The 26,429-nt window shown below is 67.6% G+C and carries 20 protein-coding genes; 13 read left to right on the top strand and 7 right to left on the bottom strand.

Annotated features, from left to right (window positions below):
* Positions 1–301 precede the first annotated feature (301 nt).
* On the top strand, positions 302–1,630 hold the full coding sequence (locus tag A9Z05_RS22770) for an MFS transporter (RefSeq protein ID WP_069620058.1): 1,329 nt from the start codon (positions 302–304) through the stop codon (positions 1,628–1,630).
* 51 nt (positions 1,631–1,681) lie between these two features.
* On the opposite strand, the gene A9Z05_RS22775 is transcribed toward A9Z05_RS22770, so the two are convergent.
* Positions 1,682–2,383 (bottom strand): FadR/GntR family transcriptional regulator, encoded by a 702-nt coding sequence (locus A9Z05_RS22775; RefSeq protein WP_034209092.1) that lies wholly within the window; start codon positions 2,381–2,383, stop codon positions 1,682–1,684.
* A gap of 233 nt (positions 2,384–2,616) precedes the next feature.
* On the opposite strand from A9Z05_RS22775, the gene A9Z05_RS22780 reads away from it, so the two are divergent.
* Genes A9Z05_RS22780 through A9Z05_RS22820 form a run of 9 tightly spaced genes read left to right on the top strand, consistent with a single transcriptional unit; the run spans position 2,617 to position 12,190 of the window.
* Entirely contained in the window at positions 2,617–4,161 is a 1,545-nt protein-coding gene (locus tag A9Z05_RS22780; protein WP_069620059.1) for a sugar ABC transporter ATP-binding protein, read from the top strand.
* Positions 4,154–5,185, top strand: a complete 1,032-nt coding sequence (locus tag A9Z05_RS22785; RefSeq protein ID WP_069620060.1) for an ABC transporter permease — start codon at positions 4,154–4,156, stop codon at positions 5,183–5,185. Before A9Z05_RS22780 ends, A9Z05_RS22785 begins: the two co-directional genes overlap by 8 nt.
* Positions 5,186–5,223: 38 nt before the next feature.
* Positions 5,224–6,171 (top strand): ABC transporter substrate-binding protein, encoded by a 948-nt coding sequence (locus A9Z05_RS22790; protein ID WP_069620061.1) that lies wholly within the window; start codon positions 5,224–5,226, stop codon positions 6,169–6,171.
* A 30-nt stretch (positions 6,172–6,201) separates the two neighbouring features.
* Positions 6,202–7,218, top strand: a complete 1,017-nt coding sequence (locus A9Z05_RS22795) for an aldo/keto reductase (protein ID WP_069620062.1) — start codon at positions 6,202–6,204, stop codon at positions 7,216–7,218.
* Positions 7,215–8,090 (top strand): amidohydrolase, encoded by an 876-nt coding sequence (locus A9Z05_RS22800; protein ID WP_069620063.1) that lies wholly within the window; start codon positions 7,215–7,217, stop codon positions 8,088–8,090. The genes A9Z05_RS22795 and A9Z05_RS22800 overlap by 4 nt, the downstream gene beginning before the upstream one ends.
* Before the next feature lie 22 nt (positions 8,091–8,112).
* Positions 8,113–9,123, top strand: a complete 1,011-nt coding sequence (locus tag A9Z05_RS22805) for a zinc-binding alcohol dehydrogenase family protein (protein ID WP_069620064.1) — start codon at positions 8,113–8,115, stop codon at positions 9,121–9,123.
* 31 nt (positions 9,124–9,154) lie between these two features.
* Entirely contained in the window at positions 9,155–10,336 is a 1,182-nt protein-coding gene (locus A9Z05_RS22810; protein ID WP_069620065.1) for a D-mannonate oxidoreductase, read from the top strand.
* Complete coding sequence (locus A9Z05_RS22815) at positions 10,333–11,856, top strand: UxaA family hydrolase (RefSeq protein WP_069620066.1); 1,524 nt, start codon at positions 10,333–10,335, stop codon at positions 11,854–11,856. Before A9Z05_RS22810 ends, A9Z05_RS22815 begins: the two co-directional genes overlap by 4 nt.
* Positions 11,857–11,911: 55 nt before the next feature.
* Positions 11,912–12,190 (top strand): hypothetical protein, encoded by a 279-nt coding sequence (locus A9Z05_RS22820; protein ID WP_069620067.1) that lies wholly within the window; start codon positions 11,912–11,914, stop codon positions 12,188–12,190.
* 62 nt (positions 12,191–12,252) lie between these two features.
* Here A9Z05_RS22820 and A9Z05_RS22825 read toward each other — a convergent pair whose 3' ends face one another.
* Together A9Z05_RS22825 and A9Z05_RS22830 are read right to left on the bottom strand one after the other, a co-directional pair.
* Positions 12,253–14,214 carry a phosphatase PAP2 family protein gene (locus tag A9Z05_RS22825; RefSeq protein WP_069620068.1) on the bottom strand — a complete coding sequence of 654 codons (1,962 nt, stop codon included), beginning with the start codon at positions 14,212–14,214 and terminating at the stop codon, positions 12,253–12,255.
* Positions 14,215–14,396: 182 nt separating this feature from the next.
* Positions 14,397–15,983 (bottom strand): methyl-accepting chemotaxis protein, encoded by a 1,587-nt coding sequence (locus A9Z05_RS22830; protein ID WP_069620069.1) that lies wholly within the window; start codon positions 15,981–15,983, stop codon positions 14,397–14,399.
* 356 nt (positions 15,984–16,339) lie between these two features.
* Here A9Z05_RS22830 and A9Z05_RS22835 point away from each other — a divergent pair, with 356 nt between their 5' ends.
* The gene (locus tag A9Z05_RS22835) at positions 16,340–18,157 is read left to right on the top strand and encodes a methyl-accepting chemotaxis protein (RefSeq protein ID WP_069620070.1); all 1,818 of its coding nucleotides are present in this window, start codon (positions 16,340–16,342) and stop codon (positions 18,155–18,157) included.
* A 153-nt stretch (positions 18,158–18,310) separates the two neighbouring features.
* On the opposite strand, the gene A9Z05_RS22840 is transcribed toward A9Z05_RS22835, so the two are convergent.
* The 3 genes from A9Z05_RS22840 to A9Z05_RS22850 form a co-directional block, all read right to left on the bottom strand.
* Entirely contained in the window at positions 18,311–19,489 is a 1,179-nt protein-coding gene (locus A9Z05_RS22840; protein ID WP_069620071.1) for a fumarylacetoacetate hydrolase family protein, read from the bottom strand.
* 32 nt (positions 19,490–19,521) lie between these two features.
* On the bottom strand, positions 19,522–21,303 hold the full coding sequence (locus tag A9Z05_RS22845) for an IlvD/Edd family dehydratase (RefSeq protein ID WP_069620072.1): 1,782 nt from the start codon (positions 21,301–21,303) through the stop codon (positions 19,522–19,524).
* Positions 21,304–21,491: 188 nt separating this feature from the next.
* A complete protein-coding gene (locus A9Z05_RS22850) occupies positions 21,492–22,529 on the bottom strand; it encodes a LacI family DNA-binding transcriptional regulator (RefSeq protein WP_084044394.1) in 1,038 nt (345 codons plus the stop codon).
* Between the two features lie 298 nt (positions 22,530–22,827).
* Here A9Z05_RS22850 and A9Z05_RS22855 point away from each other — a divergent pair, with 298 nt between their 5' ends.
* On the top strand, positions 22,828–24,174 hold the full coding sequence (locus tag A9Z05_RS22855) for an MFS transporter (protein WP_069620074.1): 1,347 nt from the start codon (positions 22,828–22,830) through the stop codon (positions 24,172–24,174).
* A 177-nt stretch (positions 24,175–24,351) separates the two neighbouring features.
* Here the strand turns inward: A9Z05_RS22855 and A9Z05_RS22860 are convergent, their stop codons facing one another.
* Complete coding sequence (locus A9Z05_RS22860) at positions 24,352–25,518, bottom strand: pyridoxal phosphate-dependent aminotransferase (RefSeq protein WP_069620075.1); 1,167 nt, start codon at positions 25,516–25,518, stop codon at positions 24,352–24,354.
* Between the two features lie 52 nt (positions 25,519–25,570).
* Here A9Z05_RS22860 and A9Z05_RS22865 point away from each other — a divergent pair, with 52 nt between their 5' ends.
* The gene (locus A9Z05_RS22865; RefSeq protein WP_256122073.1) at positions 25,571–26,221 is read left to right on the top strand and encodes a GntR family transcriptional regulator; all 651 of its coding nucleotides are present in this window, start codon (positions 25,571–25,573) and stop codon (positions 26,219–26,221) included.
* Positions 26,222–26,429 lie beyond the last annotated feature (208 nt).

Consider the following 26,429-nt stretch of genomic DNA (forward strand, 5'->3'; position numbering starts at 1 on the left):
ACTGTTGTTGGCAATCGTATTTTTATGAATCTCATTATAAGGGATTAAGTTTATTTTTGAGGTGGGGTTTACACATGGCGGCGCGCGTGACCTGGTAACGCGGGCTGCACGGTCAAGGCGATCGAGCAAGATCGAGGTTTGATTACAAAACTGACGAATGAAGGCCGGCAGCATGGCGCAGGCGACACCCAAAGGCTTCTCTCATGTTAACTACCAATAAATCCCGAAATACGGGATTTGTATAATTGCCCCGCAACGCCTCGCTTGTTCGTGACGCATGTCCACATACCGGGAGCAGTCCATGTCCGAGTCACCCCCTGCCTTGTTGTATCGTCGGATCGCGCTGCGCGTGATTCCGTTTCTGTTCGTCTGCTACGTGATCAACTTCATCGATCGCGTCAACATCGGCTTCGCCAAGCTGCAGTTCCTGCAGGACCTCGGCTTGAGCGAAGCCGTATTCGGCTCCGCGACGGCCATCTTCTTCATCAGTTACGCCGCATTCGAGGTGCCGAGCAATCTAGTGCTGGCGCGCATCGGCGCGAGCCGCACGCTGATGCGGATCATGGTGCTGTGGGGCCTGTGCACGGTAGCGCAGATGTTCGTGACCGGCAGCGTGTCGCTGTACGTGGTGCGCTTTCTGCTCGGCGCCGCCGAGGCCGGCTTCTTTCCGGGCCTGATCCTGTACCTGTCTTACTGGTTTCCGGATGCGGTGCGCGCCCGTGTCAACAGCGTGCTGCTGCTCGCCGTTCCGGTCGCGGGGATGATCGGCGGGCCGTTGTCCGGCTGGATCATGGCGCACCTGCAGGACACGATGGGGTTGCGCGGATGGCAGTGGCTGTTCCTGATCGAGGGGTTGCCGGCGATCGCGCTCGGGCTGGTTGCGCCGCTGATGCTGAGCGACCGGCCGGAACGGGCGGCATGGCTGTCGCCTGCGGACCGGCAGGCGCTCTTGCGCGATCTGGACGCGGAGCGGGCGTCGGCCGTGGTCGGCCATGACCGGGCGGGCGTGCTCGACATCGTTCGCAACGCGCGTGTGCTGGGGCTTGCGGCGATCTATTTCTGCGTCTACGTCGGGATGGGAACGGTGACGTTCTGGTCGCCGACGGTGCTGAAGGCGGCCGGGGTGGCGAGCGTCAGCGGAATCGGTTGGTTGTCCGGACTGATTTCCGTCTTCACGATGATCGGCAACGTGGCGATCGCATGGAGTTCCGACCGATCCGGCGAGCGCCGCTGGCATACGGTGGCCTGCATGCTCGTCACCGCGTGCAGCCTGCTGCTCCTGCGCTTCTCGGTCGGCCATGTAGGGATCACCGTGGCCTTGCTTGCGATTGCGCAGCTGTGCGCGTTCACCGTGCCGATCGTGTTCTGGACGATTCCGGCTGCCCAGCTGACCGGCCGGGCGGCGGCCGCGGGCATCGCGGTGATCAGCATGCTGGGTTCGCTCGGCGGCGCGTTCAGTTCGTGGCTGGTCGGCGTCCTGTTCGCACGTACCGGCGCGCCGTATGCCGGGTTCGCGGTGGTCGCGGGGCTGCTGGTGGTCGGCTCGGTGCTGGTGACCAGCCTGGTGCCGCGCACGCTGCCGTCGCGCCGCACGGCGAGCGAGCGGGCGGCGTTGCAGGGCGTCGAATAGCGCGTGGGCGGGGCTGCGCGCTCGCCGGCGCGTGCCCGCGCCCGCGCACGCTCAATCCGGATCGGCTTTCAGCCCACCCTCGATCCACCGCGCTTCGGACGCGCGAAGGTGCGCGCGAATGGCCGTCTGGGCCGCGATCGGATCGCCGGCCTGCAACGCGAGGAGCACGTCCTCGTGCTCGCGCACGGCGGCGGTCCACGTCTGCGGATTCTCCGCGTGGCCGCGCATCGCGGTCGCGATCGGGTCGTGGCGGCTGTCGAATAGCTCGCCGACGAAGCGGGTGAGCACCGAATTGCCGGCGGCTTCCGCGATCAGCATGTGGAACTGCCGGTCGGCTTCGACCGGCGATTTGCCGGCCTCCGCGAGCCGCTTCATGCGCTGCACCGTGCGGCGCAGGCGCTCGAGCATCGCGGCCGTCATCCGTGCGGCGGCCAGCGCGGCGACGCTGCCTTCGACGGCCGCGCGAGCCTGCATCAATTCCGACGGACTGTCGCCGAGCGTGGCCATCGGGCCGACAGCGTCGGCCGCCGTGTCGCGGACATACACGCCGGAGCCCATCCGGATCTCGATCTGGCCGCCGATTTCCAGCGCGATCAACGCCTCGCGAAGCGATGGGCGCGATACGCCGAGCGTCAGCGCCAGCTCGCGCTCCGGCGGTAGCCGCTCGCCGATCGCGAATTCGCCCTGACGAATCAACGCGACGATCTGGGCCGCGACCGATTGGTAAAGCCGCTTGGGTTCTGTCGATTTCATCCGATTGATAGGGATCAATGCGCTTTCGGCGCAAGCGCGTGTCGCGGAGTCTATCACGCCTCCGGCTTTGCCCCGTGTGGCGGCGGGTTCATCCGGATGTCGGGGTTTCCACTATTGGTAAGATCAGATGGAGATAGCTAAATTGGCTTGACCAAGATGGGTTTGATTGCTGTAATTCATCCAAATTGGACTGACCGGATAGTGCCGCGGTCGATCCATCCCAAGGAGACGCAATGGCAATGCCTCGCAATCTGCCCGGTCAGGCCGCGCACGACGAAGCGGACCGGGAGATCCTGCGCCTGGACGGAATTCGCAAGCGCTTCCCGGGCGTCCTCGCGCTCGACGGGATTCGCCTCGACCTGCGCCGCGGCGAGGTGCATGCGGTGTGCGGCGAGAACGGCGCGGGCAAGTCGACGCTGATGAAGATCATCAGCGGCCAGTACCTGCCCGACGACGGCGTCGTTCACTATCGCGGCGCACCGGTGCGGTTTCGTTCGGCATCCGAAGCGCAGGCGGCGGGCATCGCGATCATTCACCAGGAACTCAATCTCGTCCCGCACCTGAGCGTGGCGGAGAACCTGTTCCTCGCACGCGAGCCGCGGCGCGGGCCGTTCGTCGATGCGAAGCGCATGAATGCGGATGCGGCGCGCTGCATCGCGCGCATCGGTCTGAACGTGGCCCCGACGACGAAGGTCGGCGTGCTGTCCATCGCGCAGCAGCAAATGGTCGAGATCGCGAAGGCGCTGTCGCTCGACGCGCGCGTGCTGATCATGGACGAGCCCACGTCGTCGCTGACGGAAGCGGAAACGGCGCAGCTCTTTCGCATCATCGCGGAACTGCGCGCCGACGGCGTGGCGATTCTGTATATCTCGCACCGGCTCGACGAAATGGCGCAGATCGTCGATCGCGTGACCGTGCTGCGCGACGGGCGCCACATCTCGACGGACGATTTCGCCGACGTGAGCATCGACGACATCGTCGCGCGCATGGTCGGACGTACGCTCGACGACGCCTATCCGTCACGGCAGTCGGTGCCGACCGACGACGTGCTGCTCGACGTGCGGGACCTGCGCCGCGATGGCGTGTTCGGGCCGGTGTCGTTCGCGCTGCGCCGCGGCGAGATCCTCGGTTTCGCGGGATTGATGGGCGCCGGGCGCACCGAGATCGCCCGCGCGATCTTCGGCGCGGATCGTCCCGACGGCGGCACGATCGCGCTGCACGGCCGGCCCGTGACGATCCGCTCGCCGCGCGAGGCGATCCGGCACGGCATCGCGTATCTGTCGGAGGACCGCAAGGAGGAGGGGCTCGCGCTGTCGATGCCCGTCGCGGCGAACCTCACGCTCGCGAACGTGCGCGGCATTACATCGCGCTTCGGGTTCCTGCGCTTCGACGACGAGCTCGACGTCGCGCGCCGCTACGTGCAGGACCTCGCGATTCGCACGCCGTCCGTGCACCAGCGCGTGCGCAACCTGTCCGGCGGCAATCAGCAGAAGGTCGTCATCGGTAAATGGCTGTACCGCGGCTCGAAGATCCTGTTCTTCGACGAGCCGACGCGCGGCATCGACGTCGGTGCGAAGTTCGCGATCTACGGGCTGATGGACCGGCTCGCCGCCGACGGCGTCGGCGTGGTGCTGATCAGTTCGGAATTGCCCGAACTGCTCGGCATGACCGACCGGATCGCCGTGTTTCACGAAGGTCGATTGACCGCGGTTCTCGACACTCAACACACCAGTCAGGAGGAGATCATGCACTACGCGTCGGGGCGTTCCCATGCTTGAAATGACATCCGATCGAAGCCAGGCCGACGAGCGGGCGGCGCGACAGCGGCGACGCGACCTGATCCAGAAGTTCGCGGCGCTGGGCAGCCTCGTCGTGCTCGTGTCCGCGTTCTCGATATCGAGCGCGGCGTTCTTCTCGGTCGACAACCTGATGACGGTCGGCCTGCAGGTCACATCGATCGCCTATCTGGGCGTGGCCGCCACCTGCGTGATCATCACGGGCGGCATCGACCTGTCGGTCGGCTCGGTGCTCGCGCTGGCCGGCGTGTGCGCGGCGCTGCTGGTCAAGGCCGGCGTGCCGGTGCCCGCGGCGATGGCGGCCGGCATCCTGGTCGGCGCGCTGTGCGGGCTCGTCAACGGCGTCTGCGTGACGCAGATGGGCCTGCCGCCGTTCATCGCGACGCTCGGCATGATGCTCGTCGCGCGCGGCATCGCGCTGCAGATCACCGGCGCCCGGCCGGTATCAGATCTCGGCGACGCGTTCGGCGCGCTCGGCAACGGCGCGCTGCTGAGGATCTCGCGCATCGGCGCGGACGGGTTCCCCGATACGACCTTTCCCGGCATCCCGTATCCGGTCGTGATCATGGTCGTGCTGTTCGTCGTGGTGTCCGTGCTGCTGTCGAGAACGTCGCTCGGCCGTCATATCTACGCGGTCGGGTCGAACGCGGAAGCGGCTCGGCTGTCGGGCGTGAACGTGCAGGGCGTGAAGCTGTTCACCTACGTGCTGTCCGGCGCGCTCGCGGGCGTGACCGGCTGCGTGCTGATGTCGCGGCTCGTCACCGGGCAGCCGAACGAAGGCGTGATGTACGAGCTCGACGCGATCGCCAGCTCGGTCATCGGCGGCACGTCGCTGATGGGCGGCGTCGGCACGATCTCCGGCACGGCGATCGGCGCGTTCGTGATCGGCGTGCTGCGCAACGGCCTGAACATGAACGGCGTATCGAGCTTCATCCAGCAGATCATCATCGGCGTCGTGATCCTCGGCACGGTGTGGATCGACCAGTTGCGCAATCGCCGGCCCTGACCGGCAGCAGTCCCTACCCACGAGAAGCGGAGCGAGACATGAACAAATCCATCCTGCCGGCGGTATCGGCGTGCGTGTTCGCGGTATGCAGCAGCGGCGCGTATGCGGCCGGCGGCGAGATCGCGGTGATCGTCAAGACGGTCAATTCGAATTACTGGCAGAACGTGCAGAAGGGCGCGAAGTCGGCGCTCGACGGCGCCAAGGGCTACACGATGACGTTCCAGGGCCCGGCGGCCGAGTCCGACATCAGCGGACAGGTCAACATGGTCGACAACGCGGTCACACGTCACGTGGCGGGCATCGTGCTCGCGCCGTCCGATCCCGATGCGCTCGTGCCCGCGATCAAGAAGGCGTGGGAAGCGCACATTCCCGTCGTGCTGATCGACTCGGCGATCGCGGACGCGGGCAAGCCGTACTACCAGGCGTTCCTGTCGACCGACAACGAGAAGGCGGGCGCGCTGTGCGCGAAGGCGCTGATCGACCGCGTCGGGCAGTCCGGCAAGATCGCGATCATGTCGTACGTGCCGGGCGCGGGGTCCGAGGTCAGCCGCGTCGGCGGGTTCCGGAAATACATCGAGAGCCATTCGAAGCTGCAGATCGTCGGCCCGTACTACTCGCAATCGCAAATGGCGACCGCGCTGAACCAGACGACCGACGTGCTGTCGGCGAACCCTGACCTGAAGGGCATCTTCGGCGCGAACGAGCCGACTGCGGTCGGGATGGGCCGTGCGCTGAAGCAGTCGGGCAAGGCGGGCAAGGTGGTGGCGATCGGGTTCGACGGCAACGAGGACCTGCAGGGCTTCGTGCGCGACGGCACCGTGCAGGCGATCGCCGTGCAGGGCTCGTGGCAGATGGGGAATCAGGGCGTGCGCACGGCGCTCGACGTCATCGAGCGCAAGCCCGCGCCGAAGCTGATCGATACCGGCGTCGTGATGGTCGACAAGCAGAACCTCGATTCGCAAGCGGCGAAGAACGTCTTGTACTGATTCCTTTTCCCCCGCATCCAGTCACGCCTCATGAACGCAAACGATACGCGCATCTTGCCGCGCAGCGGGCTGACGGTGTCCGTGCTCGGCCTCGGCTGCTCGCAGCTCGGCGGTCTTTATCGGCCGATGTCGGGTGCCGACGCCGCCGCGCTCGTCGACGCCGCGTGGACGGCCGGCCTGCGCTATTTCGACACCGCGCCGTATTACGGCTACACGCTGTCCGAGCGGCGCGTGGGGGCCGGGCTCGCCGCGCGCGAGCGCCGCGCGTTCACGCTCAGCACGAAGGTCGGGCGGCTGATGCGCGCCGACCCGAGCGTACAGCCGGGCGACGACGGCTGGGCCGAGCCGCTGCCGTTCCGGCCGGTCTACGACTACAGCTACGACGGCATCATGCGTTCGCACGACGACAGCCGGCAACGGCTCGGGCTCGCGCGCGTCGACATGCTGTACGTGCACGACATCGGCGCGATGACGCATGGCGATCGTCACGCGCACTACTGGGAACAGTTGACCCGCGGCGGCGGGTTTCGCGCGCTCGACGCATTGCGCTCGGATGGCGAGATCGGCGCGTTCGGTCTCGGCGTGAACGAATGGGAAGTCGCGGCCGACGCGCTGAACGAAGCGGCGCTCGATGCGGTGCTGCTCGCCGGCCGCTATACGCTGCTCGAACAGACGGCGCTCGCACCGCTGCTCGACGCGTGCGCCCGTGACGGGACGGCGATCGTGATCGGCGGCGTGTTCAATTCCGGCCTGCTCGCCGGCAACGGCAAGTTCGACTATGCGGACGCGAGCGCCGACGTGATCGACAAGGCGACGCGGCTCGGCGCGCTGTGCAACCGCTTCGACGTGCCGCTTCCCGCCGCTGCGTTGCAGTTTCCGTTCGGCCATCCGGCCGTCGTGTCGTGCGTGGTGGGCGCGCGCAGCGTGGCCCAGTTGAAGCAGAACATCGATTGGTTCGAGCGCCCCGCGCCGGCCGAGCTGTGGGATGCGCTGCGCGACGAAGGTCTGATCGACGCGCACGCGCCGGTGCCGGGAGCACGCGCATGACCGCACGGATCGACGCTCATCAGCATTACTGGCGAATCGGTGCGCGAGCCGGCTGCTGGCCGCCGGCCGAACTCGATGCGATTCACCGGGACTTCGGCCCGGCCGATTTGGCACCGCTGCTCGATGCGGCGCGCATCGATACCACCGTCCTCGTGCAGTCGCTGCCGAGCGAAGCCGATACGCGCTTTCTGCTCGATCTCGCGGATGAAACGCCGACCGTCGGCGCGGTGGTCGGCTGGGTCGACCTGAAGGCCGACGACGCACCGGCCCGAATCGCGGCGTTTGCATCCGCGCCGAAGGCGCGCGGTTTGCGACCGATGCTGCAGGATCTGCCCGACGACGCGTGGATCGACGATCCGCGGCTGGATCGCGCGGTCGCCGCGATGCGCAAGCATGCGCTGGGTTTCGATGCGCTGGTGATGCCGCGCCATCTCGATGCGCTGCATGCGTTCGCGCGACGCCATCCGGATCTGCCGATCGTGATCGACCACGGCGCGAAGCCGTTCGTCGAGCGCGGCGAATTGCAGCCGTGGCTGTCCGCGATGAGCCGGCTCGCGCGCCTGCCGAACCTTCACTGCAAGCTGTCCGGCCTCTGGACGGAGGCCGGGCCGACGGCCGGCCCGGATGCCGTACGCGCGCGCACGCGGCCGTATGTCCACGCGCTGGCCGAGTTGTTCGGGCCGACGCGCTTGATGTGGGGTAGCGACTGGCCGGTGCTGCGGCTGGCGTCGGCGTGCGGCGGCTATGGCGAATGGCTGGCCGCGTGCGAGGACGATTGTGCGCGGTGGCTCGGCGCCGCGGCGCTGGACGGCCTCTTCGGCGGCAACGCGCGCCGCTTCTACCGGATCGATACCGCACGCCACGACGAATGAACCAGAACGAAAGGAAACCGACATGCTCAGCGTGATTTGCGAATCCCCCGGCGTGCTGCGCGTGCAGCATCGCGAACCGCCCGTGCGCGGCAGCGGCGAAGTGCTGTTGCGCGTGCAACGGGTCGGCATCTGCGGCACCGACCTGCACATCTTCACCGGCAACCAGCCGTACCTCGACTATCCGCGCGTGATGGGTCACGAGCTTTCCGCGGTCGTCGTGGAGGCCGAGCCGGAGTCGGGGCTCGGCGCCGGGGACGCGGTATACGTGATGCCGTATCTGTCGTGCGGACACTGCGTCGCATGCCGTCACGGCAACACGAACTGCTGCGTGAACATCAAGGTGCTCGGCGTGCATCGCGACGGAGCGTTGACCGAATATCTGAGCGTACCCGCGCAGTTCGTTCACAAGGCCGACGGCATTTCGCTCGACCAGGCGGCGATGCTGGAATTTCTCGCGATCGGCGCGCATGCGGTGCGGCGCGCGGACGTCCGCGCTGGACAGCGCGTGCTGGTCGTCGGCGCCGGGCCGATCGGCATGGCCGCGATGATCTTCGCGAAGCTGCGCGGCGCCGATGTCACGTGCCTCGACACGCGGGCCGACCGGCTGGCGTTTTGCCGCCAGCATCTGGCGGTCGATGCGGCGGTGGAGGTGGGGGAAGGCGACGCGGCGCGTCTCGCAGCGTTGACGAACGGCGAGTATTTCGATGCGGTGTTCGATGCGACCGGCAACCTCGATGCGATGAATCGCGGTTTCGAATTCGTCGCGCACGGCGGCAAATACACATTGATCTCGATCGTGCGTGGGCACGTCGCGTTTTCGGATCCCGAATTCCACAAGCGCGAAACCACGCTGCTCGCGAGCCGTAATGCGACGGCCGAGGATTTCGCGACGGTGCTCGACGCGATGCGTGCAGGGCGCATTCCGGATCGCGCGCTGAACACGCACCGGATGCGGCTCGAGGAGGTGCCGGACGCGCTGCCGCGTTTGCTGGATGCGGGGCAGACCGTCGTGAAGGCGCTCGTCGAATGCTGATCCAGCGAATCCGGCACGCGGGGCGCCCACGATGACGCCGCCGATCCTGCAGTTCGGCACGAGCCGCTTCCTGCTCGCGCACGTCGATCTGTTCGTCTCCCAGGCGCTGGATGACGGCAACGCGATGGGCGGCATCGGCATCGTGCAGACGACCGGTCATCCGTCCAGCCGCGCCCGCATCGACGCGTTGCGCGCCACCGGTCGCTATCCGGTACGGATTCGCGGGCGCGACCGCGGCGGCGTGGTCGACGAAGTCGTCGAGTGTCACGCCGTGCATCGCGCATGGGACGCCGAGCGCGACTGGGCGGAGATACGCGGCGCCGCGATCGAGACGGTGCGCGTCATCGTGTCGAATACCGGCGACGCAGGCTATCGTGCCGATCCGCGCGACACCGTGGACCTGCTGGCCCAGCCCGGGCACGCGCCGCACGGTTTTCCGGCGAAGCTGCTCGCGCTGCTGCATGCGCGCTGGCAGGTGCGGCCTGATGACGGCGTTTCCGTCCTGCCTTGCGAACTGGTGACGGACAACGGCGACACGCTGCGCGACATCGTGCTGGGCCTCGCACATCAGTGGCGGCTGCCCGACGCGTTCGCCGACTATCTGCGCAACCGCTGCATCTGGGTCAACTCGCTTGTCGACCGCATCGTGTCCGAGCCGCTCGATCCGGTCGGCGCGATCGCGGAGCCCTACGCGCTATGGGCGATCGAACGGCGGGTGGGCATGGCGCTGCCGTGCCGGCACGCGCAGATCGTCGTCACCGACGATCTGCGCAGCCACGAGCGCCTGAAGCTGTTCTTCCTCAATCTCGGACACAGCTGGCTCGCGGAGCAGTGGCTCGCGGCCGGGCGCGATGTGTCGGAAACGGTGCTGGACGCGATGAACGATGGGCAGCTGCGCGACGGTCTCGAGGCCGTGTGGCGAGACGAAGTCGCGCCGGTATTCGTTGCGCTGGGCTTGCGGGAAACGGCGGAACGCTACGTCGACAGCGTGCGCGAGCGCTTTCTCAATCCGTTTCTCGCGCATCGCATTGCCGATATCGCGGTCAACCATCGCGAGAAGGTGGCGCGGCGGATCGAGCCGTTGCTCGCGCTCGCGGATTCGCTGGCGCTGCCGGCCGAACAGCCGCGGTTGCGGCAACTCGTCGCCCGCTATGAGCCGGTGGCCGGCGCTTCGGCGGCCGGCATCGCAACCACAGGGAGAAGACCATCGTGAAGCAACCGGCAATCGTGATCCTTCACGGCAACGACAACGTCGCCGTCGCGCTCGACGCGCTGGCGCCGGATGTGCCGATCGACGTGCGCGGTGCACCGTTGCGACTGGCGGATGCGGTGCCGGCCGGGCACAAGGTCGCCACAGCGCCGATCGCGCGCGGCGGCTCGATCATCAAATGCGGGCAGCCGATCGGCGTCGCGCTGCGCGACATCGCTGCGGGCGAGCACGTGCACGTGCACAACGTCGGGATGCCCGATCGGCATGCGCACGGCGACGGGCCTGTCGGCGGTGCGCACGACGTCGCGACGGATCGCCGCGATACCTTCGACGGATTCGTGCGGCCCGACGGCAGCGTGGGGACCCGCAACTACGTCGGCGTGATTGCGAGCGTCAACTGTTCGGCGAGCGTCTGTCATGCGATCGCCGATGCATACCGGCACGGCGCGCTCGATGCGTTCGGTCACGTGGACGGCGTCGTCGCGATTACCCATCAGAGCGGCTGCGGGATGTCCGCGACCGGGGACGGCATCGAACTGCTGCGGCGCACGCTCGTCGGCTATGCACGGAACCCGAATTTCGCCGGCGTGCTGCTCGTCGGCCTCGGCTGCGAGGTCAACCAGGTCGGCGCGCTCGCGGAACGGCTCGACGCGGCGGCGCCCGGCACCGTGCGCACGCTGGTGATCCAGGACGAGGGCGGCGTGCGCGACACGATTGCCAAAGGCGTGTCGATCGTGCGCGAATTGGTGGAGGCGGCCGACGGCGCGCGTCGGAGCACCGTGCCGGCAGCGCGGCTGACGGTCGGCCTGCAATGCGGCGGCTCCGACGGCTACTCGGGCATCACCGCGAACCCGGCGCTCGGCGCGGCCGTCGACTTGCTGGTCCGCAACGGCGGCACCGCGATTCTGTCCGAGACGCCCGAGATCTACGGCGCCGAGCATTTGCTGATTGCGCGGGCGGCGTCGCGCGACGTGGCCGAGCGCCTGCTCGGCCGGCTGCAGTGGTGGGAGCGCTACGTCGCCGACAACGGCGGCGAAATGAACAACAACCCGTCGCCCGGCAACCTCGCCGGCGGCATCACGACGATTCTCGAGAAATCGCTCGGCGCGGTGTCGAAGGGCGGCCGCTCGCCGCTGCGCGCGGTCTACGACTATGCGGAGCCGGTGCGGCAAGCCGGGCTCGTGTTCATGGACACGCCCGGTTACGACCCGGTGTCGGCCACCGGGCAGATCGCCGGCGGCGCGAATCTCGTGTGCTTCACGACGGGCCGCGGTTCGGTGTTCGGCTCGAAGCCGGTGCCGACGATCAAGATCGCGACGACGAGCGGCCTGTTCGAGCGGATGCAATCGGACATGGATTTCGACAGCGGCGGGATCGTCGCCGGTTCGCTTTCGGTCGGCGAAGCGGGCGAGCGGCTGTTCCGGCTGATGCTCGACGTCGCGTCAGGACGCAGATCCCGCAGCGAGGACAACGGCATCGGCGAACGCGAGTTCGTGCCGTGGCTGCGCGGCGCGGTCATGTGACGCTCGACGCGGCATGCGGCCGCGTGCGCAATTGGACAGCGAAGGAGAAGCCGCGATGGAAACCCGCATGAGCGAGCCGACGATCGGCGAAACCGGTCACGATGGCGTGCTGTCGGAACTGGAGAAGGGCTTGCTGGGCGAGGCGCTGAGGTTGCTCGCCGAGACGCGCGCGCGTGCGCTGGAACTCTGTGTCGAGGTCAGCCGGCGGCAGGGCGGCGCCGCGCCGGACGTCCACGATTTCAACCTGCCGACGATCATCGAGCTGCAACGGCGCTTCGGTACGCGGCCTCGCCCGGACGGCGCCGGTATGGCCGCCGCCGGTCGCCTCGCGTAGCGCAAGCCGAAGCCGAAGCCGCCCGTAGGCGGCGCCGTCGCAGGATCGATCTTCGCTGCCGGTTACGCTGCCGACAGCGTGATCGACACGCCCGTCGCGGTGTAGACCGGCGTGGCCTTGAACCCGTCGACCGTCACCGTCGCGAACTTCGCGGCAGCCGCCGCGCCGTCGATCAGCGCGATCGTGTCGCCGGCCTTCGGCGCGTAGCCGTTCACGAATTTCACGTGCAGCGTGCCGCCCGCGACGGTGAGCGGCCCGCCCACGCGCAGCCGTCCGCCCCCGTTGCCGTCGATGTCGAGTTCGAGCGTCGTGTTGTCGAGCTGCGTGTAACGGGTGGCGATCGTCACCGGCGCGGCGGCCGCGATCCGCACGCTGCCGCCCGAGCCGACGTACACGTCGCCTTTGCCGAACGCCGTCGGCGACGCGGCCGCCAGCGTGCCGCCGCTCACCTGGGTGCCGCCCGTGTAGGCGTTGTTGCCCGCCAGCGTCAGCGTGCCGCTGCCTTGCAGCGTCAGCTTGCCGGCGCCCGCGACGTCGTTGCGCCACAGGTCGGCGGCATTGAGCCCGCCCTGCGACGCATCCATCGACACGATCACGTTGCCGTTGAACGCGCCGTAGCCGTCGGCCGCCGCGAACAGGTTCAGGCGGCCCCAGCCTTCCGCGTCGTCCATGACCGGATAGCCGGACGGCAGTTCGGTCGTCTTCAGCACGACGCGCCGCTGGTCGGCGCTCAGGTACGGAAAGCGCGTCTGCAGCAGAATCTCCGCGCCCTTCGGCACGACCGGCGGCGCGTTCGTCGATTCGATCGCGCCGAAGCCGAACGTCATGCGGCGCAGGAACGCGGCCTTGTTCGTCGTGTAGTCGGCGAACCGGTCGGTGGCCGCCGTGCCCGAGTGCGCGAATGCGGAGAACGTCGTCGCGCTCGTTCCCGTCAGTTGCTGCAGCGTCTGATGGGCTTGCGTGTAGGCAGCCTGCGCATCGCCGGCGTACGCGGTCAGGTTCGCCGCGCTGACGGCCAGCGCGAGCATGCGGCCGCCGATCACGTCGAGCGGCGAGTGCATGCCGGCGAGAATCCGGTTCTCGCCCAGTTCGAGGCCGCGGCTGACCATTTCCTGAAAGCGTTCCGGCACGAGCCACGCCATCGTCGTCGCATCGCGCACAGCCTCGGCCGTGTGGCCGCTGATGAAGCCGCCGTCGGTCGCGGGCGTCGTGCTTTCGGCCGGCACGAGCGTCGGCGCGACGACCACGCTCGTGCTCCAGCGGTACGGGCGTGCGTATTTGAAGAAGCGCTTCGACGGTTCGGTCGACGCGTTGTTGCCCATTTCGTTGAGCAGGTCGACGACCTTCCCGAAGCCGGCGTTGCCGCTGCTGCTGCCGACGCCGACGTTGTTGCCGGTGTCGTTGTACAGCACGGTGGTTGCATCGGCGGGCACGCTGGTGATGCTGGTCGTCTGCTGGGCCGCGGTGCGCCACGCGGCGGTGAGCGGGCCCATGCCGTCGGTCACGCTGTATCCCTTGCCGCGCCGGTCGTCGTAGTACGCGGCATCGGCCTGCTGCGTCGTACGGGCGGTCGTCGCGTTGATCACGTACTGCACGTTGGCCGACAGCACCGCATCGTTCAGAATCGTGCCGCACGCAACGCCGCTGTTCGGCAGTCCGGAGCAGGTCGACGGCGAGATGGCTGGGAACGGGCCGTTCGCGGGCGCGGTCACGCCCGCGTCGACCAGCATCGTCGACGGTTGCCACAGATCGAGGAAACGGCTCAGCACGCGCACCGCGGCGTTGGTCGACAGCGTCGCATAGCGCGCATCGCCGCGCTGGTTGGTCGCGACGTTGTCGACGAAAGCGGGCGCGCTCGGGATCGGCGCGCTGTCGACGAAGCCTGGGTCGGCGGGCGGCGCCGGAACGGCCGCGGCGATCGTGGCGGTCGACGCGACGTCGTCGCCGCCGCCGCACGCGGCCAATACGATCGCACTCGACAATGCCGCGACGTGCAGCGGGAAACGGCTTCGTGACGCAAACATGCAAGACTCCATCCTGAGGGTAGAAGACGGAGGATTGTGGTGAGCGATCGTGACGCGGTCGTTACGGAATTGTTTCGCGTCGTATGCGGCTGCTGGAAATTCCCACTATTTGGTTAATTTCCGGTACTGAACATGACGGACGCCGGAATTCATGTGTCGTCCGTCATCGTCAGGAGGGCGGCCTACGCGCCTACCCTGCGCGCATCCAGCCGGAACAGCGAGACGGCCTCGGCAAGCCGGTTTCCCTGTTCCTCGAGCGACTTCGACGCGGCGGCCGCCTGCTCGACGAGCGCCGCATTCTGCTGGGTGACCTCGTCCATTTGCGTGATGGCGAGATTGACCTGCTCGATGCCGCGGCTCTGCTCGCTCGACGCCGCGGCGATCTCGCCCATGATGTCGGTCACGCGCGAGATCGCATGCGTGACCTGGCTCATCGTGTCGCCCGCGTTGTTCGCGATATGCGAACCGTCCTGGATTTTCCGGACCGATTGCGAGATCAGCTCGCGGATTTCCTTCGCGGCGCTCGACGAACGCTGCGCAAGACTTCTGACTTCGCTCGCCACCACCGCGAAGCCGCGACCCTGTTCGCCGGCGCGGGCGGCCTCCACGGCCGCGTTGAGCGCGAGAATGTTGGTCTGGAACGCGATCCCTTCGATGATCCCGGTGATCTCGGCGATCTTGGCGGAGCTCGCGCTGATGTCGGTCATCGTGTCGACCATCAGGCCGACGGCCGTGCTGCCGCGCTGCGCGACCTCCGATGCGTTGTTGGCCAGGCCGCTTGCCTGTTGCGCATTGTCGGCGTTCAGGCGCACGGTGGATGTCAGTTGCTCCATGCTCGACGCGGTTTCCTGCAACGACGCGGCCTGCTGTTCGGTGCGGGACGACAGGTCCTGGTTGCCGGACGCGATTTCGCCGGCCCCTGTCGCGACGTTGCCCGATGCGGTACGGACTTCCGAGATCAGGCGGATCAGGTTCGCCTGCATGTCGCGCATCGAAGCCAGCACGCTGCCGGCCGGCGCGGCGCCGGTCGTGGATTCGGCGCCGAGATCGCCGGCGGCGATATGGCCGGCGATGTCGCTGAGCACGGCGGGCTCGGTGCCCAGCGCGCGCAGCAGGCCGCGGGTGATGAAGAGGCCCGAGATCGCGGCCGCGGCGGCGGCCGCGATGCAGATGGCGATCAGCATCAGTCGGCGCGACGTATAACGGTCGTCCGATTCCTTCACCAGTTGGTCGGCCCGCGAGCGCGAGTACTTCGCATACGTGTCGGTGGCCGCGACAAGCTGCGCCAGCAGCGGTCGACACTGTTCGTTGATCATCGTGATCGCCTGATCGCGCCGGTTGTTCGCCGCCGCGTCGACGATGGCGCGCGCCACGGGGCCGTACTGCGTCTCGACCGCCCCGATTTGCCGAACCAGTTCGCGAGACTTGTCGGACGCGCCGCTTCCCTCGCGGACCGCATTCGTCAGTTCGCTCATCAGCATGCCGACTTCGCGGTCGGCTTGCAGCGCCGCTTCCTTCTCTATGTCCGCATCGCGCGGGCTGGCCGCGAGGACCTGGTTGCGGGCGGCGATCGCGCGCCGGTCGACGGCGAAGCGAATCTTGTCCGCCAGGTTCGCGCGGGCGTTGGTGCCGTTGACGTAATTCTCGAAGGCATCGTTTGCGTTGCCGAGCGAGATGATGCCGAGGAGCGAGACGAGCACGACCAGGCACGTAAGAATCCCGAAAGCCATGATCAGCTTCGTGCGAACCGTTAATCGTCGATCATTCATAGGAGGAATCTCGTTGTGAATATAAAATAGATTTCCTGATTAACGGAATGGTGAACGAACAGTTTAGGACCGGCTCTCCGGGGCAATCGTTTGCGGGTTGCCTGACGTCAAAAAAATCCGGCAGCGCTCCGCATTCGTCACGCCCAACGGACCAACGGCTCCGTTTTCTCACGCCGCGACCGGTTTCCGCGTTCGCGCTTCGCGCGACAGCGCGCCTTGCGGCCCCCTGCGTGCCCGTGCCGGTCGCCGTCCTTCCGGCATCGCTCAACTTCCCGCCGACGCTGCCGTTAAACGGATCAGGGTCGCTCTTTTCAGCGATCCATTTCAATCACGCGGTAACGGAGACCGAAGTCATCATGCTGTCATCAATTCGCGCACGGATACTGGCGACGTGTGTCGCCATCGTAGTGACGGCGCTGGCCGTAACCGGGGGGCTCGTCTATTACGTCGTCAAGACCCACAACGACGAGGCCATCGACCAGAATCACAAATCGATCCTCGCCGGCCACGCGCTGGCGATCGACGAATGGGTGGCCAGCCGGTCGCGCGAAACCCAGGCGCTCGCGGACACGATCGCGATCGGCGAGGGCGACCCGGTCCCGGCGTTGAAGCTGCTCGGCAAGTCGGGCGGCTTCGAGGTGCTGACGCTCGGCCTGCCGGACAAGACCGCATTCTCGAACGTACCGCTTGCCCCCGGCTACGATCCGACCGCGCGGCCCTGGTACAAGCAGGCCGTCGGCGCGGGCCATCTGGTCGTGACGGCGCTCTACCGCGATGCGACGAGCGGCAAGCCGGCCGTCGCGTTCGCGGTGCCCGTGGTGCGCGACGGCGCAGTGAAGGGCGTACTGGCAGCCAGCCTGTTCATGGAGAACGTGAGCTCGATCGTGACTTCCGTTCACCCGACACCGGCGAGCTTCGCGTTTCTGGTGGACAAGGGCGGTCGCGTGATCGCGTCGGCCAAGACCGACCTGATCATGAAGCCGGCCACCGGTCTGTCGCCCGAACTCGATGCCGATCGCCTCGGCGCGCTGCAGGCGGCGTCCGCGCCGGTCGCGGTCGATATCGACGGCGCCGCCAAGCTGATGCGCGCACGACCGATCGCCGGCACCGACTGGTCGCTGGTGCTCGCGCTCGACAAGGGCGACGTGACGGCCGGCATGCGCGCGGTCGCGACGACGACGCTGCTGGCGATCGTGATCGTCGCCGGCATCGCCGCCGCGCTCGTCGGCGCGATGACGAACGCGGCCTTCAAGCGCATCCTGATGGTGCGCGACGCGCTCACGGACGTCTCGAGCGGCAGCGGCGACCTGACGAAGCGCCTGCCCGCCGACGGCGCGGACGAAGCCGCGCAGATCGCGCGAGCGTTCAACGCGTTCGCCGAGAAGATCAGTGCGATCCTGCTGCAGATCCGCGCGTTCAGCACGTCCGTCAACCTCGCGAGCGCCGAGATCGCCCAGGGCAACCAGGATCTGTCGGCCCGCACCGAACACGCTGCGTCGAGCCTGCAGGAAACGGCCGCCGCGCTCGAGGAGATCGCCGGCACGGCCCGCAATTCGGCCGATGCGGCGAGCCAGGTGAACCGTCTGGCGGAATCGGCGTCGGATGTCGCGCTGCGGGGCGGCACGGTCGTGCGCGACGTCGTGTCGACGATGAACGACATCACGCAGGCGTCGGCAGAGATCGCCAACATCGTCGGCGTGATCGACGGCATCGCATTCCAGACCAACATTCTCGCGTTGAACGCCGCCGTCGAGGCGGCCCGCGCGAACGAGCACGGCCGCGGCTTCGCGGTCGTCGCCGGCGAGGTGCGCGCGCTCGCGCAGCGCAGCGCGCAGGCCGCGCGCGAAATCAAGCAGCTGATCCACTCGTCGGTCGAGAAGATCGAGGGCGGCTCCGGGCTCGTCCAGACGGCTGGCGCGACGATGGACGAAATCGTCGACGGCGTGCGCAACATCACGAGCGTGATCGCCGAAATCAGCGTCGCCGCGAAGGAGCAGAGCACGGGGCTCGAACAGGTGAATCAGGCGGTGTCGCAGCTCGACGATACGACGCAGCAGAACGCGGCGCTCGTCGAGCAATCGGCGGCAGCCGCGACGTCGCTGCGCGAGCAGGCGGCCCGGCTCGCGCAGACGGTCGGCGAATTCAAGCTGGCGGAGCGTGCGGTGGCGGCGTGATGGTCGGGTTAACCGGGCCGGCGAGCGGCGGCTTCGTCCGCTGCACCGCGGGAGCAGGATGGCGCCGCGCGGCCGATCCGCGGAGGCGCCGCTCACGCCGTGGCCGACTGCGGTCGATCACGGGCGGGCAGGCCGGTATCGCTGCCGTTCCGTTCAGGCAAGCAGCCCGCGTGCCCCCAGATTCGCATACAGCGCACGCACGCCGAAGGTCCACGGCGCGATCTCCGTGCAAAGCCGCACGGTATTGACGAGTGCGCCGAGCGCGGGCGTGGAGATCGTCACGCGGTCGCCGAGGTGATGCGTGAATCCGCCGCCGGGCGCGTCGCGATCCTGGATCGGCGAGAACATCGTGCCGAGGAACAGCATGAAGCCGTCCGGATACTGGTGATGCGCGCCGCAGGTCTGTGCGACGAGGTCGGCGGGGTCGCGGCTGATCTCCCGCATGTGGCTGACGCCGTCGAGCACGAAGCCGTCGTCCGCGCCGTCGACGCGCAGCGACACGCTGCATTGCCGCACGCTATCGAGCGTGAAGCCGTCGTCGAACAGCCGCACGAACGGGCCGATTGCGCACGAGCCGTTGTTGTCCTTGCATTTGCCGAGCAGCAGCGCCGACCGGCCTTCGATGTCGCGCAGGTTCACGTCGTTGCCGAGCGTCGCGCCCACCGGCCTGCCGTCGCTGGCGACCGCCAGCACGATCTCCGGTTCCGGGTTGTTCCACACCGACACGGGCAGCAGTCCCACGTCCGCGCCGAAGCCGACCGCGGACATCGGCTGCGCCTTGGAGAACACCTCGGCATCCGGGCCGATGCCGACTTCCATGTATTGCGACCACGCGCCGCGGCGCTCGAGTTCCGCCTTCAGGCGCAGCGCGGCTTCCGAGCCCGGCACGATCTTCGACAGATCGGTGCCGATGGTCGCGGCGATGGTGTTGCGTACTTCCCGCGCTTTGGCCGGATCGCCACCCGCCTGTTCCTCGATCACGCGTTCGATCAGGCTGACCGCAAAGGTCACGCCGCACGCCTTGATCGCCTGCACGTCGCACGGCGCGAGCAGGTGCGTCGCACCCGGCCTGCCGTCCAGCGCCGCCTGCAACAAGGGCTCGACGCGGCCGAGCGATTCGCCGGCAGCGGTGCGCGCGACGGCGAGTGCATCGGCGCGGTCGAACAGGTCGGCGGTGGTCGGCACGGTGCGCGTGATGTCGAACACTTCGCCGCCGCGTACGGCGACGACGCTCGGGCCCGCGTGGGCGCCGTCGTGCCGCCAGACACGGCCGATCAGCAGCGCGTGGTCGAGGTCGTGCGGCAGGCAGTCGGAAACGGAAGGAATACGCATGATCAGCTCGGCAAGAGTCGGGGGCGGTTGGGTCAGTGCGAATGGCGCGGATTGCCGCGCTGCTCGATCACCTTCAGGTACAGCGTGGCCGGTTCGAGGCAGCCGCCGGTGGACAGCTGGCCGACGAAGCGGCGATAGAGTTCCTGCCACGGCGTTTGCGCCTGCGGCACGGTGAAGCTGGCGGTTTCGCGGCGGCGCGCGAGTTCGTCCTCGTCGACGAGCACGTCGACGCTGCGGCGATTCAGGTCCACGCGCACGCGATCGTTCGTGCGCAGCAGCGCGAGGCCGCCGCCGACCGCCGCCTCCGGCGACACGTTGAGAATTGACGGGCTGGCCGACGTACCGCTCTGGCGTCCGTCGCCCAGGCACGGCAGCGACGTCACGCCGCGCTTCACCAGCTCGGCGGGCGGCGCCATGTTCACGACTTCCGAACTGCCCGGGTAGCCGACCGTGCCGCAGCCGCGGATGACGAGGATGCAGCGCTCGTCGATGTTCAGCGCGGGATCGTTGATGCGCGCGTGGTAATCCTCGGGGCCGTCGAACACGATCGCGCGCGCCTCGAACGTATTCTCCGCACCCGGCTCGGAAAGATAGGTGCGGCGGAACGCGTCGCCCACCACCGACATCTTCATGATCGCGCTGTCGAAGAAGTTGCCCGACAGCACCATGAAGCCGGCGCCGTGCTTGAGCGGCGCGTCGGGCGTACGGATCACGTCGCGGTCGGCGTCCTGCGCGGTGTCGGCGATCTCGCCGATCGCGCGGCCCGATACGGTCAGGCAGTCGCGCCGCAGCAGACCGGCCGCATCGAGCTGGCGCAGCACCGCGGGGACGCCGCCGGCGCGGTGGAAGCTTTCGCCGAGGTATTCGCCGGCCGGCATGCAGTTCACGAGCAGCGGCACGGCTTCGCCCAGGCGCTGCCAGTCGTCCAGGCTCAGTTCGACGCCCATGTGGCGTGCAATCGCGATCAGGTGCGGCGGGCAATTCGTCGATGCGCCCAGCGCGGAGGCCACGACGATCGCATTCTCGAATGCCGCGCGCGTCATGATTGTCGACGGGCGAAGGTCTTCGCGAACGAGCTCGACCGCGCGCTTGCCGGTCGCGTAAGCCATCTGGCCGCGTTCGCGATAGGCGGCGGGAATGCTCGCGCAGCCGGGCAGCGACATGCCCAGCGCCTCGGCGAGGCTGTTCATCGACAGCGCGGTGCCCATGGTGTTGCAATGGCCGATCGACGGCGACGAAGCCGTGGTCAGCTGCATGAAGCCTTCGTAATCGATCTCGCCGGCCGAGAGCAGGTTGCGCGCATGCCAGATCACCGTGCCCGAGCCGACCCGCTTGCCGTCGTGCCATCCGTCGAGCATCGGGCCACCCGACAGCACGATCGCGGGCATGTCGACGGTGGCCGCGGCCATCAGGCATGCGGGCGTGGTCTTGTCGCAGCCGGTCGTCAGCACCACGCCGTCCAGCGGAAAACCGTGCAGCACTTCCACCAGCCCGAGGTAGGCGAGGTTACGGTCGAGCGCGGCGGTGGGCCGGCGGCTCTGTTCGGCCAGCGGATGCACGGGGAACTCCATCGGAATGCCGCCCGCGTCGCGGATGCCTGCCTTGGTGCGTTCGGCCAGTTCGATGTGGTGGCGGTTGCACGGCGCGAGGTCGCTTCCTGTCTGCGCGATGCCGATGACAGGACGGCCCGACTGCAGTTCCTCGCGCGTCAACCCGTAGTTCATGAAGCGCTCGACATAGAGCGCGGTCATGTCTGCGTGCGCGGGGTCGTCGAACCATTCCTGGCTGCGCAGGCGGCGAGGGGTATGTGACATGGCAGGCTGTCTCCTGAGGGGCCTTTTTCATTTTGCGTGCCGGATGATACCGGTAACATCGCTTGGATGTTAGCACGGGTTTTTTGCGTCGCGGAAGGGATTTCGTGCGCGCGTGGCGAAGGCGTGGAGCGCGGGCCGGTACGAAGCCGCGCGCGACGCGCCCCCGGATGCGCGCGGCCGGCGGCTTGTCAGGCGCTTTCGCGCGCGATGATCGTGTAGTCGATGCGAATGCTTTTCGACTCGGTTCGCTCGCCGCCGTCGCGCGCTTGCAGCGCCGCCAGCAACGCTTCGCCGGTGCGCAGCCCGATGCCGTACGCGTCGACCGACACGGTCGTGATGGTCGGGTGGCAGCATGTCGCCACCTCGAAGTTTCCGAAGCCGGCCACGGCGATGTCGGCAGGCACGGCGAGCCCGCGCCGGTGACACTCCATGATCGCGCCGAATGCCGACATGTCGCTCACGCACATCACCGCGTCGGTATCGGGCCATTGCTCCAGCAGCGCCGCCATCGCGGGGCCGCCGTGGCTCATCGTGATCGGCGATTCGCCCAGCCGCACGACGCGCGGTTCGCCCAGGCCCAGCGCCTTGATCTCCGCCTGGTAGCCCTTGAGCCGGTCCAGGCCGCGGCGATCCAGTTCGCTCGCGCCGACCAGAAAGCCGATGCGCCGGTACCCGCGCTCGGCCAGGTGGCGCACCATCGCACGGGCGGCGCGCACGTTCGAGAAGCCGACGGCGGTGTCGATCGGGCGCGTGGGCAGGTCCCACATCTCGACCACCGGAATCGCCGAGCGCTCCAATACCTTGCGCGTCGCATCGGTGTGCTGCGATCCCGTCAGCGCGATGCAGCGCGGCTGGTGTCGCAGCATCGACCGGACGAGCCGTTCCTCCCGTTCCAGGTCGTAGTCGGTATCGCCGAGCAGCAGTTGCAGACCATGCGGCTCGAGCGCATCGGTCAGGCCGCGCACGGTGTCCGAGAAGTTGGAGCTCGACAGCGACGGCACCAGCACCGCGACGAATTCCGAGCGCCCCGACGACAGCGCACCGGCGGCGGCATCCGCCACGTACCCGAGCTGCTCGATGGCCTCGCAGACCCGTGCGCGCGTCTCGGCGGCCACGCTGTGGCCGGCGAGCACGCGCGACACCGTCATCTTCGATACGCCGGCGAGGCGCGCTACGTCTGACATGCGGGGCGGCCCGGCGGGCCGGACGGCGGTGGGACTGGGCATCGGAATCGCGATCGGGAGAAGGCCGGAAAGGCTACATCATACCGGTGCGGCATACCGCGCAGGCACGGTCGCGGCGCGCCCGTCGCCGTGATGGCCGCACTAGGGAAACCACGCGTCCGGCGGGACTTGTATGCGTGTATCGCCGCATGCTACCTTCGAATTTGTTACCGGTATCAGCATACCGATCGCTCCCGTCGCCTCGTCGGCTTTTTTTTGCCACGGAATGTTATCGGTAACATCGATGCGTCAAGCGCACTCGCCGGTACGAAGAAGATCGACACAATCAGGAGACAGACCGATGCCATCCCTTACGCAGGCCGCTGCCGCACCGGCCGCGGCCGACTCGTCCGAAGACGCCCTTTACCGCAAGGTCATGCGGCGCATCCTGCCGTTGCTGCTGCTCTGTTACGTCGTGGCCTACCTGGACCGCGTCAACGTGGGCTTCGCGAAGCTGCAGATGCTCGACGACCTGAGTCTGAGCGACGGCGTCTATGCGCTCGGCGCCAGCATTTTCTTCTGGGGCTATTTCCTGTTCGAAATGCCCAGCAACCTGCTGCTGCACCGCTACGGCGCGCGTTTCTGGATCGCGCGGATCATGATCACGTGGGGCATCGTGTCGTCGTCGATGGCGTTCATCGTGCCGCTCGCGCAGTTCTTCCACGTACAGACCGCCACGATGTTCTACACGCTGCGCTTCCTGTTGGGGCTGTGCGAAGCGGGGTTTTTCCCGGGCGTCATCCTGTACATGAACTACTGGTTCCCGGCGCGGCGCCAGAGCGTGGCGATGTCGGGCTTCCTGGTCGCGATCCCGCTGAGCCTGACGCTCGGCAGCGTGGTGTCCGGCTGGCTGATGGAGCAGACGCACGGCCTGTCGGGCATGAGCGGCTGGCAATGGATGCTGCTGCTCGAAGGGCTGCCGTCGATCGTGGTGGCGTTCATCGTGCTGGCCTGCCTCGGCGACGGCCCGCAATCGGCGAAGTGGCTGTCCGCCGACGAAAAGGCGGTGCTGTCGCGCAACCTTGAATCCGAGGCCGCGCACAAGTCGCACAGCATCGGCGCCGCGCTGCGCAGCCCGCGCGTCTGGCTGCTCACCTTCATCCTGCTGACGTTCAATACCGGCTTCTACGGGCTGGCCTTCTGGCTGCCGTCGATCATCCGCGCGTCGGGCGTGCACAGCCCGTTGCATATCGGCGTGCTGACGGCCATTCCGTACCTGACGGCGATCTTTGCGATGGTGTGGAACGCGTCGCACTCGCGCAAGATCGGCGAACGCCGCCTGCACGCGGCGATTCCCGCGCTGATCGGCGGCGTCTTCCTGATCCTGAGCGCGGCGTTTGCGCACAACGTGGCGCTATCGATCGTATTCCTGACCATCGCCACGTGCGGCATCCTCGCGCTGATGCCGATCTACTGGACCTTTCCGGGGCAGATCCTGTCCGGCACGGCCGCGGCCGCCGGCATCGCGCTGATCAACTCGGTGGGGAACCTGTCCGGCTTCACGGGCTCGATGATCACCGGTGTCGCCAAGCAAATGACCGGCAACATCAATAACGGCACCTATGCGCTGGGCGCTTGCCTGCTGGTCAGCTGCGTGCTGATCGCGTCGATTCCGCGCGATATCCTGCGGCCGCCGGCGGGGCGGTAGGGCGTCCGCGCGACGTTACGTCCGGCCGGGGCTGCGACATCGCGCTGCCCCGGCGGCGGATGCGTCACGTCATTTGGATTGATCTCGCGTGAGTTCGCTCGACCATCACGGACGGAATTCCGGATACGTCCCGCCCCCGACGACCTATGCGCGGCTCCGCCTTCTCGTGAGCGGCCGTCAGGCGTCTTCCAGCGCGAAGCGCACCTTGTCCCCGAGCGTGCGCAATCGCTCGACCGGTTCGTTCGCGAACACGAAGCGGATATACGCGTCGCCGTGGGCAACGCCCCATCCGGTCATCGCCGTCGCACATACGCCGTGGCGCAGCAACCGCTCCGACATCCGCGATCCGGTCAGGCCGAAATCGGACACGCGCAGCAGCATCGACCAGCCGCCCGCCGGCATGCCGAACGGGAGCCCCGACAGTTCGGCGGCGACCGTATCCCGCCGCCTCTCGAGTTCGCTCACGTAGCCACGCAGATCGGCTGCGGAATGTTCGAGCGCAACCGCCGCAGCCTCCTGGGCGATGCCGACCGGCACCACGACGTTCGCGAGCGACACGGCCACGAGATCCGGAATCAGCCATTCCGGCGCGACGATCCAGCCGACCCGCCAGCCAATCATGCGCAACTCTTTCGACGCCGCGCCGACCGTGACCGTACGCTCGGCCATGCCGGGCAGGCCGGCGGGATGGATCACCGTGCGTCCATCGAAGAGCAGCCGTTCCATCGCGCTGTCGAGGATCAGCAGCAGATCGTTCTGCACACAGAGGCTCGCGATCAGTTGCCAGTCGGACGCATCGAAGAAGCCGCCCGAAGGCATCGAAGGGGACATCAGCAGCATGGCTCGCGTTTTCGGGCCGATTGCTGCCCGCAGCGCGGCGTGGTCCAGCTTCCATTCGCCGTCCGGCGTGAACGCGAACGGGACTTGCTTGGGCACACCGCCGGCGAGGCGGATGCGGTTCAGCAGACCCGCGTACGTCGGATCGGTGACGATGACTTCGTCGCCGATTTCGACGGTGGCGAGCAGCGTGTTCAGAATGCCGGAGAGTCCGCCCGCCGACACCACCACCTGGTCGGCAGTGAAGCGCTGCCCCGACAGCGTCGACACGTGGGCGGCAGCGCTCGCGCGTAGCCGATCCTGGCCGACGAATGGCAAATAGGAATTGGCCGAGTCTCGCAGGATGGCCTCTCGGGTGAAGGCGAGCGCCTCTGCAGTAGGTGGGATGTCGGTGTCGAGATTTTCGAGTCGCAAAAGGTCGACGTCGGCGTGATCGGCGATCGAACCCATGCGATCGACGCCAATCCCGGCAATGTGCTGCAGACGGACAGGGCGGTGGTGGCGCATCGAGCCTCCGGTTTGTTACAATTTAATAGATAATATATGCATGGTGGTCGGCATGAACTTTGAAGTCAAGGACGATCGCTCGCTGGCCGATCGGATCGCCGTCGCATTGGCGGACCGCATCATCTCGGGCGTCATCGCACCGGGGGAGTGGCTGCGTCAGGACCACATCGCAGCAGAGTTCGGCGCGAGCCATGTGCCTGTACGCGAGGCGTTCAGACGGCTGGAAGCGCAAGGGTTGGCCGTGGTGGAACCGCGACGGGGCGTGCGGGCGGCGCCGCTCGAGCCGGCGGACGTGCTTGAAATGGCGAAGATGCGTGCGGCTTTCGAGGCGCTGGCGCTCCGTGAGGCGATTCCCGCGCTCGACGCAGGGGCGCTGGAGGAGCTCGATGCGATCCTCGATCAGGAGTCGGCGGCGCATGGGATAGCCGTGCTCGGTACGCTGAACCTGAGGTTTCATCGCGCATTGACCGCGCGGTGCGGGATGCCGCGCCTCGTCGCCGCGATTGGGGACATGCATCGGGCCAGCTCACGGCATCTGTATGCGACGTGGCAGCAGCTTGATTGGCAGGGTCGCTCGAATGACGAGCATCGGAACATCGTTCGGGCGATACGCGAGGGTGATGTGGACGCAGCGTGTGCGGCCTTGTCAGCGCATATTCTGGCCGCGGGAGATGCGCTGGCTCAGGCGTTGGATAGGCGGTAGGGAGGCAGGTCGGGCCGGGGCGCATCAAGCGGTTCAAAAGGCCGGCTTTCGGAATGGCTGGCGTTTTCTCCTCGGTGGCTATAGTCGACCGCGTCCGGCGGCATTCGGCCAGTAGTTGTTGCCCCACTTCTCACCGCCATCGAACGGATCTACGTCACGCGGGAGTACGGGCCAAGCGGCGCAAGGTTAGCCTGCCATTGCCCGAAAC

Source organism: Burkholderia sp. A2 (genome assembly GCF_001729305.1).
GTDB lineage: Bacteria > Pseudomonadota > Gammaproteobacteria > Burkholderiales > Burkholderiaceae > Burkholderia > Burkholderia sola.